Below are 16,664 nucleotides of genomic sequence, written 5' to 3' on the forward strand. Positions count from 1 at the left end.
CGGGTGACTCCGTAGCGGTGACCGGTTCTGAGGTGAGTGTCGACGTCAAGGCCGATTTGAACGATGCTGCTAGACACGTATTTCCGAGCAATCAGCTGTGATGCTCCGTCCAGCAACCTAGAATTGTCGTCGCCATTTCGTAGGCGAACTTGCTCGCTGTGACCTTGTGCGGTCCCACCGTTGCCGGGAAAGCCGTGGCATTAACTTGCAGCGTCATATTGTCCTTGGCAAAAATGACGTTTCCGTCTTTGGACTGGTACCCGGGCAGGCCCAGGTTGGCCAGGCCCTCAATGGGAGCTGCCTGCAGGGATGTGGCGAGCCGCTCGGCCATTGCCGCAGCGTCGGCGTCGTTGTCGGATTCCGTCACTGTCATGACAAAATCACCAACATCCAGCGGGTAGGTGCAGGAATATGTGGTGCCGTCCCAATCGTGCGTTGTCTTGGGCGTTGCCGCCAGCGCCAGGATCTCCGTGACGGTTTGTTTGGCTTCCTCGGCGCACACCATGGTGGCTGCCGCGGACGGCCCACTTGCCGTCACAGTCAATACCCCCTGCATGTCACCGGCGCCGCCATGGTACGGGTAGCTTCCAGGTTTCGTGGGGGCCGCAAAGCTTGCCGTGCCCCCGGCGGGGACGCTGACATTGAAGCTGGTGGAGTCATCCGATATGACCGTTTGGGCGGTGGCATCCATGTTCATGACAGTTACCATGGAGCCTGCGGCCAAGGGCTTGGGATTCATGAATTTTCCGTCTTGAATGTGGATCATAGACTCCATAGATCCGGACCCGGGCGTCGCCAACCCCGACGACGTCGCAGAAGGTTCCATACCACCGGGTGAGGGAGAGCCCGCCATGGTCCCTTCGCCGCACGCCGACAAGGCGAGTATGGCGGCCACGGCCAGGGCGCCGGCCAGGCTGACTTTCTTGTTCATGATGATCCAATCCCGTGCTCTAAACCTCCGTTGCGGCGTCGCCTGGCGGCTAACCGACGTGGCTGGACACAAGGTGCCCGTAGACCACGGTGTTTTCGGTGAATTCGCCTGTGCTGGGCTCGTAGCCGCCGCAGGTGATGAGCCGAATTTCGGCTCGTTGAGTATTGCCGTAGACCGCCAGTGTGGGGAAGGCGTCCTTTTTGAACACTTCGCTTCTGTCTACCGCGAAGACGGCGACGCTCCCATCGGCCCGGGTCACAGAAAACGTTTGCCCCTGGGTGAGTTCATGGAGCCGGTAAAAAACCCCTTCGGCAATAGTGGTGGTGTTCACGTGCCCCAAAATGACTGAGGGTCCCAGCTCGCCGGGAGTGGGGGAGTACTTGTACCAGCCGGCGGGGGAGCCGGCCGGTCCGGGCGGAACCTCGGCCTCGCCTTTTGCATCTCGACCCAAGGACATCAAGTTTGTCGTGACAGCGATGTCCGGGATGGACAGTGTCACGGGTGCGGACGCTTGCAGAATCTCGCCCTGGATCTTCGGCGGGGGTGCCTGAGTGGGCTCTGGTGCTGGTGCTGGGGTTGTGGAACTGGACGACGACGGCGTCGGCGCAGTCGTTGCTGCGGGAGGCGCAACTGGTGAGCTGCCCGCGGACTGGGCTGCCGGCGTCGTGCCTGCGGAATTAGGGGCGGTTGCCGACCCGCATCCGGCAACACCAAAGGTGAGGGATGTCAGGAGCACCGCCGCCGTCGCGGACGCCATGAGGCGCCCGCGACGACTGCTGGTGATGACCATCGGAAATCGGCCGCCGCTACTTTACAGCGGCTGTCTTGACGGCGAGTGACTTTTTGCGATTCATGGCCAGGACTGCACCGGCTGCCAGCACCAGAGCGCCGCCGCCAGCAAACCAGGCAACGTCAGGAGACGTTGAGGCGTTGGCTGAGGCCACCTGAGTTGTCACACCGGTGTCCGGTGCGCCACCAGGCATGGCTGCCATCTGAGATACGGCCAACGTCCCACACAAAGCCGGCGACGTGGCTGCCAAAGGCAAGGTCGGCACCAAATCACTCTTTGCGGCCTGGCCTGCTGCCGACAACGTGGCCGGATCCAAACCATGAACAACAACAACACTCTTGCCAGCCTTCAGCGAAGCGATGGTCGCGGCGTTCATGGTGAAGGTCCGCTCGTACTTGTAGCTGGCCCCCATGCCACCAACGGCCAGATCCAGCCCGGCCTTGTCACTGGTGTCACCGCTGGTGGAAAGGGTGGTGCCGATCATTCCGTATGACGGCCCGCCCTCCGTAGTGCTGATGACCCCGTCACCATTGGTATCGGCTGAGGGGTCGGGGCAAACGCCTGCACCATCGATGTGGATGTGTTGGACGTGGGGGTAGGGTGCACCGTCGAAGGTGGCGGCGAGGCCGCTGACGTTCTCGGTCACTGTTGCCTGGTCACCATGGAGGGAGATCCAGACTGAGCCTGTGGCATTGCTGCCGTTGATGGCCCCCAAGTTGGCTTCATAGGTGGAAGTGTCGCCTTCGTGGGCCAGTGCGGTTCCGGCGGACATGGACAAAGCTGCCAGTGCGAGCACCGGCGCGATCAGTAATGCAGATTTCTTAGACATGAGAATCCTCCTGATACAGGGTGGGCGGTCCATCGTTGGGCACGTCCACAGTGTGATTCGGAGCACAAAGGGTTCTGGATTGGAATTACTTCAAATTGCTGCTGAGTAGGCTCTCATGGGGTGACGACTCCCGCAGGACGCTAGCTGGTCCTCGGGCTCGAGTAGGGCAGCCTAGGGGCAAACAGTGATTGTGCTAAGTCAAGCTCACGGATGCTGGCTCTGAGCGTCGATGCTACGGCAGCAGTGAGTCCGGCGGGTGCCCGTAGCCAAGCGATATGCAACCCGTCCAGATCGTGGTGCAAGGGCGCCTCGACGTCGCTGGACCACCCATCCGGCGTCGAAGGGCCATGCTTTGCTGGACGCAGATGGAGCCGTCGGGGCTCCACGGCCAGGCCGTGTCCGTGGACTTTCAGAGCAGCTTCCTTGGCCACCCAGAGACGGATGCGAGATTCGACGTCGGAACAAGCCAATCCCGCCTGCTCCGTGGCGGATAGCGAGAAGTCGTCGAATCCCGCATGCAGGCGCGCTGGTACTGATTCCAGATCGGCACCAAGAGATAAGCCCTGCGGGCCGGATGCAACCAAGACCGTCTCCCCGGAACGCGAGAGGCTCAGGCTGGTTCCCTCAATCATTGGTTTGCCGTGCGGTCCGCCACAGCTGTGACACTTCCTGCGGACAGCTAACCCGGATGATTTCTCCATGGGGATGCCAAGTACACGTACGGCCATGGAGCGAAACAGGATATGGGCTCCGATGTATGCTCGGCCATCGGCTGGCTTTCTAAACCTATCCGCAGTGTCAAGCTCGGCGCGAGGCAGCAGGGCGGTGGCACCGCCCCAGCGCCCAGCATGGTCGAGGACGTGGTTTGCGCTGGCGATCACAAAGTCAATGCCGGAGGGGCTGCCGCCCGCGGTCACCGCTTGCTGATCCGTACATATTGGGAGATGGCCAAGGGGGCGAAGATGGCGATGATGGACACACAGCAAAGCACTGCGTAGAGCAAAGCGTTGTCTGCTGGCCAACCGCTGGGAGGTGCGAACCCCTGCGGTTCGGCGTTGCCGAACAACTCGCGCACGGATGTAGCAACGGCCGTTACCGGGTTCCACTCCGCGAAGGTCCGCAACGGGCCCGGCATGGACTGGACCGAGACGAATGCCCCGGAGATGAAGGTCACGGGAAACAGCCAGATCAGGCCAAGGCTTTGTGCCACCTCCACACTTCGTGCTGTCAGAGCGATCACGGCACCCACCCACGACACAGCGAAAGTGAACAGTAGAAGCAGTCCCATGGCTATCAAAGCAGGACCGAGGCCGTTCGTCATGCGCCAGCCAATAGCCAAGCCACACAAAAGCGTCACGGCAATGGAAAGCAGACTAGTCACCAGGTCCGCCGAGGAACGGCCCAGAATGACGGCGCCCCGTGACATGGGTAGCGAGCGGAACCTGTCAATCAGTCCCAGTTGCAGGTCTTTGGCGAGGTAGACGGCTGTAAATGAGGCGTTGAATGTCAGGGTTTGGGCCAGGATGCCGCCGATCAGGAAGGTGCGGTACTCGGCCCCTCCCAGCGTGCCTCCAAAGACAAACGCCAGTAAGAGGACAAACATAATGGGTTGTGCCACGCTGGTCACCATGGCACCAGGGGTGCGGATGACGTTTCGTAGGTTGCGCCCGGCGATGACCGAACTGTCGCGCAGGGCTGCGCTAAGGCTGCTCATGACAGTAGTACCTCTTGGTCCTGGCCTAGGCCGGTTGATGTAACGTCGGTGGTGTTTGAGGCTGGCGCAGCTTTGGGTCGCTGACCGGTCAACTGGAGGAAGACGTCATCCAGTGTTGGTCGGCGCAGGGCCGCCTCGACCACCTGCAGCTGGGCCATTTCAAGTTCTCCCAGGGCGCGAACCAGCATGTGGTGGCCGTCAGGGGCGGCAACGCTGACCTTGCTGGTCTGTCGGTCAATTTCCGGTGCAGCCCCGGCGATTCTGTAGAGAATTGCCGCGGCACTGTCAACGCTGTCTTGTTGCGCCAGCACAACGTCTATCCGTTCCGAACCGACTCGGGACTTCAGTTCACTGGCGGTTCCCTCAGCGATGACGCGCCCGGCGTCAATGACAGCAATGTTGTCGGCCAGTTGATCAGCCTCCTCCAAATACTGGGTGGTCAGCAAGACGGTGGTTCCGTTACCGACCAGCGAGGAGATCACGGCCCACGTGTCCAGCCGCCCTCGGGGATCAAGCCCGGTGGTGGGCTCATCGAGCACCACAACTGGCGGCCGTGCCACCATGGCGCCTGCTAGGTCCAAGCGGCGTCGCATACCGCCTGAATATGCACCGGACCGTTTACCGGCAACATCTGATAGGCGGAATTCATCCAGCAACTCCGTGGCCCGGGCAGCCGAGGTTTTGCGGTTCATGCCGTAAAGCCGGCCCACCATGACCAGGTTTTCGTAGCCGGTTAACTTTTCATCCACGGCCGCGTATTGCCCAGACAAGCCTATGGAGCGTCTAACGCTGTCCGGGTCTGAGATGACACTGTGGCCGGCGACGGTCACCTCGCCGGCGTCCGGGGCCAATAGGGTGGTCAGAACTTTAACGGTGGTGGTTTTTCCGGCCCCATTGGGTCCTAAGAGTCCGAGCACCTGCCCTGGGAGAACATCTAGGTTCAGCTCATCAAGAGCCCGGAATGCACCAAAATTCTTGCACAGTCCGCGGACGCGGATCACTGAGAAGCCGCAAGTTCGGCAACCGTGCGCGGTGTCATGTCTGTCCAGCTCCGGGAGACGAAATCAAGACATTCTTGCCTGCCATCTGGGCCGAACATGACCATCCAGCCCTTGGGAACATCGGCGAAAGAGGGCCACAGAGAGTGCTGCTGTAAGTCATTGACCAAAATACGGAAGGTTGCGTTCGTGTCATCAAATGGGTTCGTCACGTAAATTCCCTCAGATTCCTTGCTAAATGTCGACTGACAGGAAAGGGGCACGGTAGATTGCCGAAACAACCTTGCCGTGCCCCCAACCACTAATAGCTATTCGGTGCCCTCACCCAACCGGATTGCCAGAACAGGCAAGATGTGAGCCAGCGCACCCTCGCTGAGCATCGCCGAGTGACGAGCAGCCACTGGTGTGTCGTGAATCTGGCCGCTGACGAACGGCGTCCAAGACGCTGAGCTCGGTGATCCTACCGGGACGTCCTCTGTAGCCCGGAAGATGTGTAAATCCCCGTCGAATCGTTGCACCTGAGCTTCGCGAATCATGCGCGCCAGGACGGAGAAGTTTTCCATCATGGCATTGAGAGACGCCAGTGGAATGCTGCCTAGTGCGTTGTGATTCTCTCGCAGCACCTCCAGGACACGGGCGCCATCCAAACTCGCAGCCTCATCCTCCTGCACTGGGAATCCGGCAGCGTGCAAGTAGTTTTGCCACAGCTCCGGGCCCGTGCCAACCTCGGCATTGTTTTGTTGCCGTGTCGGGAAGGCATCTAGGATGGCCAGGAACGCCACCTCGTGGCCCAATTCTTGGAGCCTCGTGGCAAGGCGGTGCACTAGGTTGCCACCAAACGACCAGCCGATCAGGTGGTAGGGACCTTCTGGCTGTACATTGCGGATCTGGGCGATGTAGTCATCAGCAAGCTCCGTGAGCGTCGTGGCCCGTAACTGCTCGTCTCCACCAGGGAGCATGCCCGGCATCTGCAGTCCGTACAGAGGCCTTTCCTTGTCTAGGTGTCGCAGCATGGCAGCGAAGCCCCAACTCACCCCGGTGGCCGGGTGTACTGCAAAGAGTGGCGCCTTACTCCCTGTGCTCCTTAGCGGCAGTAGTCGTCGTAGGCTGTCGGCCACATTCTCCGTGGTGCCCTTGGAAGTCTCGGCTAACAACTGTTCCACGCTCGGGGAGCGGAACAGCGCCTGGACGGGCAGCTCGGTACCCAATGCGTCGTTGATTTGGCTTATCAGTGGTTGCGCAAGGAAGGAATGCCCGCCCAGTTCAAAGAACGACTCGTCGACGCCGACCTGTGGGAGATCAAGCACTTCCGCAAAGATCGCTGCAACAGTGGCCTCCCGGGGAGTACGAGGCGCCCGGCCAGCATTGCGCTCCTGCCCCGCCGGATCCGGCAGCGCCGCAAAGTCGACCTTCCCGTTGGTGGTTAGCGGGATACTATCCACAACGATGACGGCGGCCGGAACCATGTAACCAGGCAGCACCTGCTGCAGTTGGGAGCGGGCGCGCTCCGATAGCTGCGCTGCGTTGACTGACTTCTTGCCGGTATCCGTCGTGGCCACCACATAAGCGGCAAGCCGGTGGGAGCCGGGAAGAGCCGGATCTACCGCTGTGTTGTGGACTATGGCCACGGCGGCGACCACGCCGGGCACATCTCGCAGGGCGCGTTCAACTTCGCCGAGCTCCACCCGGAAGCCACGGATCTTCACTTGCTGGTCATTGCGGCCCTGGAACAGAATTTCACCGGCGGCACTTCTCGTGACCAAGTCACCGGTGCGGTACATCCGCTCGCCCGGTGCCGCGAACGGGTCGGCAACAAATCGTTCGCTCGTCAGGTCGGTCCGGCCCCGGTAACCGCGGGCCAGCTGGACGCCGGCCAAGTACATTTCGCCGCGGACCCCGGCAGGCACGTGCTGCAAGGAATTGTCCAAGACATAGGCACGTGAATTGCGGGTGGGGGAGCCAAGAACCGGGTGCCCCGTGCCGGCCACAGGGGCCACCAACGAATCGACGGTCGCCTCGGTGGGACCGTACAAGTTCCAGGCATGAACCGTTGTGAGCAAGGACAGCTCCTCCCAGAGGGCGGAGTCAAAAGCCTCGCCGCCCAGAGCAAGCGTCAGGGTCGGGCCGCCGGAACCTTCCCTGTCCCGGAGCATCGTGGAAAAGGCCGGTTCGGCCAGCAGCTGGCGCACATAGCCGGGGGTGGTCTCCCAAGCGCCGATGCCATGGTCGGCGAAGTACCCGGCGAGCCGCTGGGGATCAAGGCGCACCTCATCGGTGATGAGGTGCAGTTCATGGCCGTCCACCATCCACAGCATCGGGTCCCAGGAGGCATCAAAGCCGACGCCCGTCGTATGAGCCACCCGCACCTGTCCCCGGGCAGCCCGCTCAGCGGCGTCGGGAAACAGGGTCTCCTGATGCGAGGCCAGCAAATTGGCCAAGGCGCCGTGGCTGATTTCCACGCCCTTGGGCCGGCCCGTGGAGCCGGAGGTGAACATGACGTAGGCAAGTTCCGACGCTGTCGGATCCGGCAAATCCGCAGGGACGCTGGCCGGGAGCGAGTCCATCCGAAGGATGGCGGTATCGGTCAGTCCGGCCGCCGCCAGGCTTGAACGAAGGGACGTTTCCAAGGAATTCGTCGTGACAATGGCGCCCGGGCCAGCGTCTTCTAGGATGGCCACCACCCGCTCGGCCGGGTAATCGGCGTCGATGGGGTTGTAGACCGCACCGGCTCGCAGCACTCCGAGAGTTGCCACCACGGTGTCCAGCGAGCGGGGCAGGTACACCGAGACAAGGTCTCCGGCCGTGACGCCTTGGTCACGGAGGACGCTAGCCAGCATGCCGCTAGCGGTGTCGAGAGCGGCAAAGGACATCGAGTGTGTACCGCAGGTTACGGCAGTTACCTCCGGTGTCCTGGCAACAGTCTTGGCAAAGACCTCCAGTACGCTCGGGGCCGGGTGCGTGAGGGCACCGGCCGTTGTGGCGACCAAGGCGGTGGTTTCCTTCGATGACTGGATGTCCAGCCGGGACAGGGGGAGGTCGGGGGACTGCACGGCCAGCCGAACAAAGGTCTCCAACTGCGCGATCAGGGTGGATATCGCTTCAGAGTTGAACATGGCCGCGTTATAGGCCAACGTGCCGGCCAAGCGTTGCTCGGGGCCCAATTCGCGGAAGGTGAAGGACAAATCAAACTTTGCTTCTCCGGTGGCTGTCTCGGGTTCGGGCAAGACCTGGACGCCGGGAAGTTCGACGGCGGCACGATCCATTGTCTCCACAGCAAGCATGGTTTGGAAGAGCGGGTGCCGGCCCAGTTCGCGCGGCGGATTAAGAGCCTCGACGAGCCGCTCAAACGGCACATCGTCCTTGTCAAAGGAGTCTAAGACACTGCGCCGAGCCGTGGCGAGCAGTTCGCGGAAGGTGGGGGTACCAGAGACGTCAAGGCGGATCGGTACGGTATTGACGAAAAAGCCAATCAATTCGGTGAGGGCGGGATCCGTGCGTCCCGCCGTCGGCGAACCGATCACCAAGTCCTCTCCTGCCCCCAGTCGTGCGAGGAATCCACCCAGCATGGCGTGCAGAGCCATGAACAGGCTGGCGTTCTGTCCCCCTGCCAAACCGGCCAGTGCCGCCGTCGTTTCGCTGCCAAGGGTGAAGGATTGTTGTCCGCCGGGCTGGCGGGCACCGGGTGCGCGTGAGCCTGCACCAGGGAGCATCAGCTCGGAGGGCGCCCCGGCCAGGGCGTCCTGCCAGGCATGCAATTTTGCCTCCAGCGCAGGTGTTGGCGCATCTGCCTGTAGTCCAGTAACAACATCATCGGGCCCAGCCATCTTGGTGGCCGGAGTGCCTTCCAGCACATGCCGCTGCCAGAGGGCGAAGTCTGCATACTGCAGCCCCAAGGGGCGCTGCAGGGGGCTGGCCCCGCAGCAGCGCGCCGTATAGGCGGTGGAGATGTCTCGGGCCAGGGGTGCCAAGGATGCTCCGTCGCTGGCAATGTGGTGGATCACTAGCTGGAGCACCCATTCGTCGTCGTCGAGACGAATCAGCGTGGCACGCAGGGGCAGCTCACGCAACAGATCAAAGCCACGAGATGCCCCGTCGGTGAGCAGGCGCGGCAAGTCGCCAAGGGCGCCGGCCTCCTCGACCTTAAGCAGCTTTGGCACCGTAGCTGCGGGATGAATCAACTGTTCGGGGCTGCCATCGGTCGCGGGGTAGCTGGTACGCAGGACTTCATGGCGTGCCACCAGATCATCGAGGGCTAGGGCAAGTGCTTCCTCGTTCAGGTCCCCGGTCAGTCGGACTGCTAGGACGATGTTGTAGTCGGCTGCGCCCGGGTCCAGCTGGTTGAGGAACCACAGCCGGGATTGGGCATAGGAGAGGGGAAGTCGGTTTGGGCGGTGGGCCTTGGCTGCTCGGGCCCAGGCATCGAGAGTTTGGCTGGGCACCTGGCCTGTGCGGTCCGAGTCGCCGTCGGGGATGGAGCCCAGAATCCCCAGCAGAGCTGCGGGGGTAGCGGACTCGAAGACGGCACGCAGCGGTAGCTCGACGCCGAATCCCTCGCGGAGGGCCGCAACCAACGCGACGGCCAACAAGGAATGGCCGCCCAAGCTAAAGAAGTCGTCGTCCATCCCCACATCGTTGACGCCCAGCACCGTCCCGAAGATGGCGCACATCTTTTCCTCCAGGGCTGTGGTGGGGACTCTGGAGTCGGTGCTGGTGGTGGCCGGGGCCGGCAGTGCGCGTTTGTCCAACTTTCCGTGCGGGGTCAGTGGGATCTCCGCCAAGGGGACAAAGGCCTTGGGCATCATGTAGTCGGGGAGGCGCGCGGCAGCAAACTCTCGCAGTTCTGCGGGGTCCGCGATGCCGACGTAGTAGCCGATGATGCGCCCGGTGGCGCCGGACTCGACCACAACCGCGGCACGCTCTACGTGGTCGTGACGGGCCAGCACGCCCTCAACCTCGCCAGGTTCCACTCTGAAACCGCGGATCTTGAGCTGGTCATCAGCTCGGGCCACAAATTGCAGCTCTCCACCCGGCAGACGACGGACCAGATCGCCGGTGCGGTACATCCTTGCGCCGTCGCTGTATGGATTGGCGATGAATCGGTTGGCAGTCTCGGCAGGTCGGTTGACATAGCCGGTGGCCATGCCCGCCCCGGCCAGATAGAGCTCCCCGGTAACACCGTGGGGTACAGGTGTCAGAAAGTCATCTAGGACGTAGCTTTCTACGTTGCGCACGGCCCGACCAATGTGGGCAACGGTGCCACGGATGCGGGTGAGGACCGAATCAACCGTGAACTCGGTGGGACCGTAGAAATTGTAGGCGGCGACTTGGTCGTTGCCGCAGAGTTCCTGCCACAGCCCGGCAGGGACACCTTCACCTCCCAGAACCAGCACCAGCGGTGCGCTCCGTGGGGTATCCAGAAGGCCGGTTTGCAGCAGGGCGCTGATATAGGACGGGGTGCTTTCCAGCACGGTGATGCCCTTGGTGGCGCAGAAGGCCACGAGTGCCTGGGCGTCGGTGCGAATGGTATCGGCCACCATGTGCAAGGTGGCACCTGCGACAAGCCACAGCATCGGGTCCCAGGCGGCGTCGAATCCGAGGCCGGAGATGTGGGCGACGGCCGTTCCCTCGCCATCTCCTTCTCCAAATGTCTCGGCGATGATCGTGTGCCTGTGATGCAGGAACAGGTTAGCCAGTGCGCCGTGCGTGACCTCTACACCCTTGGGAGTGCCGGTGGAGCCAGAGGTGTAGATAACGTAGGCCGGGTCGGCAGGGGTTATTTCGGTCAGGGGCACCGGAGGGTTTCCCCCCACCCCGGCGGCCCGCAACTCAGCCAAGTTTCCGGAGGCAATGGTCAGCTGTGGCGCGCTGTCGTCCAGGATCAGGCCGATCCTCTCGGACGGGTAGCTCAGGTCCACGGGTACATAGACGGCCCCGGCGCGGAGCACGGCAAGGGCTGCGCACACGACGTCGTTGCCGCGGGGGAGTGCTACGGCTACGCGGTCGCCGGGGGCCACCCCGGAGGCGGCCAGGCCCGCTGCCAGCATTTCCACAGCGGCGGACAGTTCGGCAAAGCTCAAGGTGGAGTGTCCGTCGCTGAGCGCTGTTCGACCGGGGTGGCGAGCCGCGGTGGCAACGAATTCGGCGGGCACGGTGACTGCCCCGTTGTCGATAACGGGCCCGCTGCCCAGCTCGCGAGTCTGTGCCGCCTCAAGAGGTGTGGACACGTGCAGGCGGGAGAGGGGAGTGTGCGGGTTGGCAGCAAATTGTTCCACCACGTACTTAAACCTGGCGGCGATCAGGGCCGCCGTCGCGGGTTCAAAGAGGGCAGGGTCAAAGCCCAGAGAGCCGGTCATCCCCAAGCCGGGACCACTTTCCGCCAAGTCCAGAAGCAAATCAAACTTGGCACCGCCAGGCTCGGTTGTCCTGTCCGCGACGGCGTCCAGACCTGCCATGGAGAGCTGTTCCGGGGCGGCGGAGGCGAGCGTCAGCATGACCTGAAAAAGTGGGTGGCGCTGCTGAGAGCGGGAGGGGTTGAGTTCCTCCACAACCCGCTCAAACGGGGCGTCCTGATTAGCGTAGGCGCGTAGGTTAGTGAACCTGACCGTGTCGATGAGTTCCCCGAGTGTGGGGTTGTTTGCGGTGTTGGTTCGAAGTACCAGGGTGTTGACGAAGAATCCAACGAGCTCGTCCAGTGCAGTATCCGGTCGGCCGGCTACCGGGGTGCCAAGAGGAATGTCGGTCCCCGCTCCGAGCTTGGTGAGCAGCGCCGCGAAGGCGGCCTGCAGCACCATGAAGAGGCTGGCGTTGTGATCCCGGGCTAGGGCGGACAGCCGCGCGTGGGTGGCTCCGTCGATCTCCAAGGGGATGGCGTCTGCGGCCCATTGGCCTGTGCGGGTACCACGGACGTGGTCGAAGGGAAGGGACAGTTCCTCGGGAGATCCGTCCAGCTCAGCCTTCCAGAACGCAAGCTGACGGGCGAGCGGGCTTTGTGGTTCGTCCTCACTGCCAAGTTCATCTCGCTGCCAGAGGGCGTAGTCGGCATATTGCACCGGCAGTGCGGTGAAAACCGGCAGCGCGTTGCTGGCGCGGGCGGAGTATGCCGTGGACAGGTCGCGCGCCAACGGGGCAAGCGACCAGCCGTCGGCCGCGATGTGATGCAGGGTCAGCAACAGCACGTGTTCCTTGGCGCCGAGCTGAAACAGCGCGGCACGCAGGGGTAGCTCGGTGGTGAGCTCAAAACCACGTGCCGATGCAGCACGCACCGCATGGTCAAGGTGCTCGCGGGTGGTCTGGACTGCGGCGAGAGGTACAACGGCGTCGTCCGCAGCCAGAATGCGCTGTTCCGGTTCACCGTCGGTGAAGGCGAAAATGGTGCGCAGGCTTTCGTGGCGGGCCACGACGTCGTTGATGGCGTTTTCGAGGGCAGCTACGTCCAACGAACCGGACAAGTTCAGTGCAATAGGAATGTTATAGGCGCCGGACGACGGATCGAAGCGGTTCAGGAACCAGAGGCGGCGCTGGGCGAAGGAGAGCGGCAGCGGGTTGGGCCGGTCCTGGCGGGCCAGTGGATGCCGTTCCGGGGCGGGTGAGTCCAGAGTCTGGGCGATTCCGGCCACAGTCGGTGATTCAAAGACGGTGCGCAGAGCTGGGGCGGATCCGTTGCTTGACCGGAGCACGGCCACCAGACGGGTTGCCAGGAGGGAATGGCCGCCAAGTTCGAAGAAGTCGTCGTCGCGGCCAACCCCGTCAAGTCCCAGTACTTCCGAGAAGGCGGCGGCCACGATCCGCTCCGCGTGGTTGCGTGGGGCCTCAGTCATGCCGGCCGTTTCCGGTTCCGGCAGTGCCTTGGTATCCAGCTTGCCGTTGGTGGTCAGCGGGATCTGGGGGATCTGAACGATTGCCGAGGGGACCATGTAGTCCGGTAGGTTGTGGCGCAAGTCAGCGCGGATGGCAGCCGTGTCCAGCCCGTCCCTGCCGGTGATGTAGGCCAGCAGCTGATCGTAGCCGGCACGGTTCTTGGCCACGACGACGGCGGCATGGTTCACACCGTCGGCGGCACGCAGGACCGCTTCGATTTCCGCCGGTTCGATCCGGAATCCCCTGATCTTGACTTGCTGATCGATCCGGCCGAGGAATTCAACGCCGGTGGTGGGCAGACGCCGGACAACATCGCCGGTGCGGTACATTCGGGAACCGTCCGCGGCAAAAGGATCGGCGATGAACCGTTCGGAGCTGAGCTGGGGTTGGTCAAGATAGCCCCGCGCCACGTTGTGCCCGGCCACGTACAGCTCGCCAATGGCATTGTTCGGCACAGGGTTCAGCCCAGAATCCAGGATGTAGTGACGGCTGTTGGCCACAGATGAACCCAAATGTGGGGTGGATCCGGGTTCCATGATGGCCGTCATGCTGTCCACGGTGGTCTCGGTTGGGCCGTAGAAATTGTAGGCGGTGACACCCTTGGCTTGTGCCAGCAGCCCCCACAACGTCGGGTCCACCGCTTCGCCGCCCAATGCCACCACGGAAGGGTGGAACTCAGCGTCGAACAGCCCTTCGGCTAGGAGCACCTTGGCGAAGGATGGTGTGGTCTCAATGCTGTCGATCCGGTGCTCGGTCAGATAACGTGCCAGTGCTTGCGGGTCTCTGCGCGTGAGGTCGTCGACCAGATGAAGTTCGTGCCCGGCCATGAGCCACAAGATTGGGTCCCATGAGGCATCGAAGGAAAGCCCGGCGGTGTGTGCCACGCGCAGAGTGCGCCCTAGCCTCGCCTCTGCCGGGCGAAAGATGTCCTCATTGTGAGAGGTGAACAAGTTTAACAGGGCGCGGTGTTCCACGCCGACGGCCTTGGGGCGCCCGGTTGAGCCCGATGTGAAGATGACATAGGCGAGGTCATGCTGGCCCGCAGCAGTGTTCCTCAGAGGGTGATGGGGGAGCCCGGCGAGCACTTCAGACATGACTTCTCCATCAAGAGCCACCTCTGGGCAGGGGCTCTCAATGTTTCTAGGTGACTGAGATCCGGAAAGCTCGACGGCGGTCAGCAGTAGAAGAGGCTCGGCGTCTTCGAGCATCCCGTTCACACGTCCCGCGGGATAGTCCGGATCGATCGGGACATAAGTGGCACCCGACTTCAGGATGCCCAGGATGGCTACGCCCAGCTGCTTGCTGCGCTCAAGTCGAACTGCCACAGCGGTGCCGGGTCCGGCACCACTGCCGCGCAGATAATGGGCCAATTGGTTGGACTGCTGATCAAGTTCAAGGAAGCTGAGATGGCCGTCGGGGGCCACAAGTGCTTGAGCATGGGGTCTTGCGGCCGCATGGACCTGGAATTCCTCGACGATTGTGTGCGATGGCAGGCTTCGGGATTCGGACCCGCCCATGGCCAACAGCTCTTGCTCTTCCTCGAGCGTGGTGACGGTGAGGGCCGCGACCGTGGAATCCTCGCCGCTGGTTATGCGTTCGAGCAATCGCATGAACCGCTGCAGGTGATCTCGGAGGGTCTCAGGCGTGTAGAGGGCGGCATTGGCCTCGAACTGGATGGTTACGTGGTTTTCGGCTCCAGCATTATCACCGTGCTGAAGACCATGGATGATGATCGACAAATCGTCGATGGGTCCGGTAGAAAGCACGTTCATGGTCCCGGCCGAGGCGCCGAAGTTGATGTCATCAATGATGGGCAGGATATTTACCGACGGTCCAATGTAGCTGGGGCGTCCGGATAAGTCTTCCTGGCGGAAGCGCTGGTGGATCAGCGCGTTGCGTAGTGCCCCGCCGGCTTTCATGACGGTGCCTTCGATGGTGTCATGGGGCTTGAGGTGAATGCGGACTGGGACGATGTTTGAGAGCATCGATGGTACTGACTTCGCTAGGGCGCCGCGCCGGGCTGTGACGGGGAGAGCTAGAGTGATGTGCCGTTCGGCTGTCATCTTGTGTAGGTAGAGGGCTACAGCGGCAAGGATGACGGCCGGGGCGCTGGCGGCGCCATCGGCCAGTCCACTGACAACCCGCTGTGGGAGTTCGCCAGTAAGCCGGAGGAGTGCTGAGGCATTTCGGTTGGGCCGTCCATGCAGACCGGTCGGAGGTTCCGTCACGGACCGTTCCCAAAAATCTTGGTCGGCCACGGCTTGACGAGAACCCGGATAGCCCGACTCTTCCGCCAAGAGCGCATCCAGTGGCGGGAAGGGGGTTGAAACGTCCGGGCCGGAAGAGTGCACCAGCATTTCGTTGTAGATCAGAGCAACGCGTTTAAGCACCAGGACAGCAGAGTATCCGTCCAGCATCAGGTGATGGACGCGCTGGTAGAAGAAATACCTGTCATCCGTGAGTCGGAACAATTCCACCCGGAGTAGTGGGTCTGCGGCCACATCACGCGCAGTGGCGAGATCATTGTCCATTACGCCCCTGGCATGTGCCTCAGCGGTTCCCGCATCACCCTCCACGCGCAAATCAGTCACAACCAGCTGCACCGGCGACGGGGAGGTCACCTGATAGGGACCGCCGTCGTCCTCGGCAAACAGCACATTCAAGGCATCCGTTTCAGCAATGGCCTTCTGGACAGCTTGACCCAGCAGGCGGGCGTCAACGTCACCGCAGATGTCTACAAACTGCGCAATCTGGTACATCGAGTTTTCCGGGTCGAGGTTTTGGGCGTACCAAATCCCCCTCTGAGCCGTGGTGAGTTCACGGCGGGTGCCGGTGGCGGACGAAGACTGGGAATTCGAGTACTGGGGCATAGTCCTTCTCGCGATGGCGGTGGCGGTGGTCCGGCGAAGGGCCGGGGAATGCTGTGGAATCCTGCGTTATTGGAACTGGCCCAATTGGAAGGGACCGAACGGAAGGGAGACCAGCGGGCCGTTGATGAGGGGAGCGGTCAGCAGCGGCCCGGAAATGAGAGAGCCATTAAGGAAGGAAAAGGAAGGACTGTCACTGGCTGACGCTGAGGTGGTGGGTTCGGCGATGGTTGTCGCCGCGCTCGCAGGCACAGCACCGACGGCCAGTGCGCCCATGATCATGCCACCGGCGATGGTGAGTGTTCCAAGGTTTTTGATTGACTTGTGCATAGTTGATCTCCTGGTGTTGTCGTCATGTTTCCTGCGCTGCCAGCGGTGAACTGCCAGAGCGCGTTACTAGTACATTCGGAGCCGCCGCGGTTCTGGATGGGTGCGGATGCCCGGAGGCTGAGGTTGGGTACGGTGCTGCTGGGTGCGATCCAGGGCAGCAACATTCGCAGCGAGTTCGATGATGTTGTCCGCGGGGAACCGTGAGCGGACGCCTCAGCGCCGGTTCAACGCGACGGTTCGAGGCGGCTTCAAACTGCTGCAGGCGTCAATTCCTTGCTCATCTCCACTTCACGTTGGCTTCATGCACGTGAAGTGTCAGGCTTCCTCCGTTATTTCGGGCCCAGAGTT

Annotated in this window: 9 protein-coding genes; all 9 read right to left on the bottom strand. The window is 62.4% G+C overall.

All coding sequences use genetic code 11. The features are described from left to right. Positions 1 to 91: 91 nt before the first annotated feature. The 9 genes from CXQ93_RS06890 to CXQ93_RS06930 all read right to left on the bottom strand — a co-directional run bounded on the left by CXQ93_RS06890 (position 92) and on the right by CXQ93_RS06930 (position 16,316). A complete protein-coding gene (locus CXQ93_RS06890) occupies positions 92 to 931 on the bottom strand; it encodes a hypothetical protein (RefSeq protein WP_146073177.1) in 840 nt (279 codons plus the stop codon). 49 nt (positions 932 to 980) lie between these two features. Next, entirely contained in the window at positions 981 to 1,688 is a 708-nt protein-coding gene (locus CXQ93_RS06895; protein ID WP_258068658.1) for a class F sortase, read from the bottom strand. Between the two features lie 49 nt (positions 1,689 to 1,737). Beyond that, complete coding sequence (locus CXQ93_RS06900; protein WP_181036075.1) at positions 1,738 to 2,550, bottom strand: hypothetical protein; 813 nt, start codon at positions 2,548 to 2,550, stop codon at positions 1,738 to 1,740. Between the two features lie 140 nt (positions 2,551 to 2,690). Next, positions 2,691 to 3,182, bottom strand: a complete 492-nt coding sequence (locus CXQ93_RS20610; protein WP_181036076.1) for a 4'-phosphopantetheinyl transferase superfamily protein — start codon at positions 3,180 to 3,182, stop codon at positions 2,691 to 2,693. A gap of 281 nt (positions 3,183 to 3,463) precedes the next feature. Continuing rightward, entirely contained in the window at positions 3,464 to 4,264 is an 801-nt protein-coding gene (locus tag CXQ93_RS06910) for an ABC transporter permease (RefSeq protein WP_104109663.1), read from the bottom strand. Then, positions 4,261 to 5,265: an ATP-binding cassette domain-containing protein gene (locus CXQ93_RS06915; protein WP_104109664.1), complete on the bottom strand. Its 1,005-nt coding sequence runs from the start codon at positions 5,263 to 5,265 to the stop codon at positions 4,261 to 4,263. Before CXQ93_RS06915 ends, CXQ93_RS06910 begins: the two co-directional genes overlap by 4 nt. Further along, on the bottom strand, positions 5,262 to 5,474 hold the full coding sequence (locus CXQ93_RS06920) for an MbtH family protein (protein WP_103465487.1): 213 nt from the start codon (positions 5,472 to 5,474) through the stop codon (positions 5,262 to 5,264). The genes CXQ93_RS06915 and CXQ93_RS06920 overlap by 4 nt, the downstream gene beginning before the upstream one ends. A gap of 96 nt (positions 5,475 to 5,570) precedes the next feature. Next, positions 5,571 to 15,989, bottom strand: a complete 10,419-nt coding sequence (locus CXQ93_RS06925; protein WP_104109665.1) for a non-ribosomal peptide synthetase — start codon at positions 15,987 to 15,989, stop codon at positions 5,571 to 5,573. Between the two features lie 66 nt (positions 15,990 to 16,055). Then, complete coding sequence (locus tag CXQ93_RS06930) at positions 16,056 to 16,316, bottom strand: hypothetical protein (RefSeq protein WP_104109666.1); 261 nt, start codon at positions 16,314 to 16,316, stop codon at positions 16,056 to 16,058. Between the last annotated feature and the right edge of the window lie 348 nt (positions 16,317 to 16,664).

Origin of the sequence: Arthrobacter sp. N199823 (genome assembly GCF_002929705.1) — a bacterium.
Lineage (GTDB): Bacteria > Actinomycetota > Actinomycetes > Actinomycetales > Micrococcaceae > Specibacter.

Excerpts from the sequence above, each read along its gene's own strand:
- CXQ93_RS06925 (WP_104109665.1), bottom strand. The coding sequence starts at position 15,989 with ATGCCCCAGTACTCGAATTCCCAGTCTTCGTCCGCCACCGGCACCCGC.
- CXQ93_RS06930 (WP_104109666.1), bottom strand. The coding sequence starts at position 16,316 with ATGCACAAGTCAATCAAAAACCTTGGAACACTCACCATCGCCGGTGGC.
- CXQ93_RS06910 (WP_104109663.1), bottom strand. The coding sequence starts at position 4,264 with ATGAGCAGCCTTAGCGCAGCCCTGCGCGACAGTTCGGTCATCGCCGGG.
- CXQ93_RS20610 (WP_181036076.1), bottom strand. The coding sequence starts at position 3,182 with ATGATTGAGGGAACCAGCCTGAGCCTCTCGCGTTCCGGGGAGACGGTC.
- CXQ93_RS06900 (WP_181036075.1), bottom strand. The coding sequence starts at position 2,550 with ATGTCTAAGAAATCTGCATTACTGATCGCGCCGGTGCTCGCACTGGCA.
- CXQ93_RS06890 (WP_146073177.1), bottom strand. The coding sequence starts at position 931 with ATGAACAAGAAAGTCAGCCTGGCCGGCGCCCTGGCCGTGGCCGCCATA.
- CXQ93_RS06895 (WP_258068658.1), bottom strand. The coding sequence starts at position 1,688 with ATGGCGTCCGCGACGGCGGCGGTGCTCCTGACATCCCTCACCTTTGGT.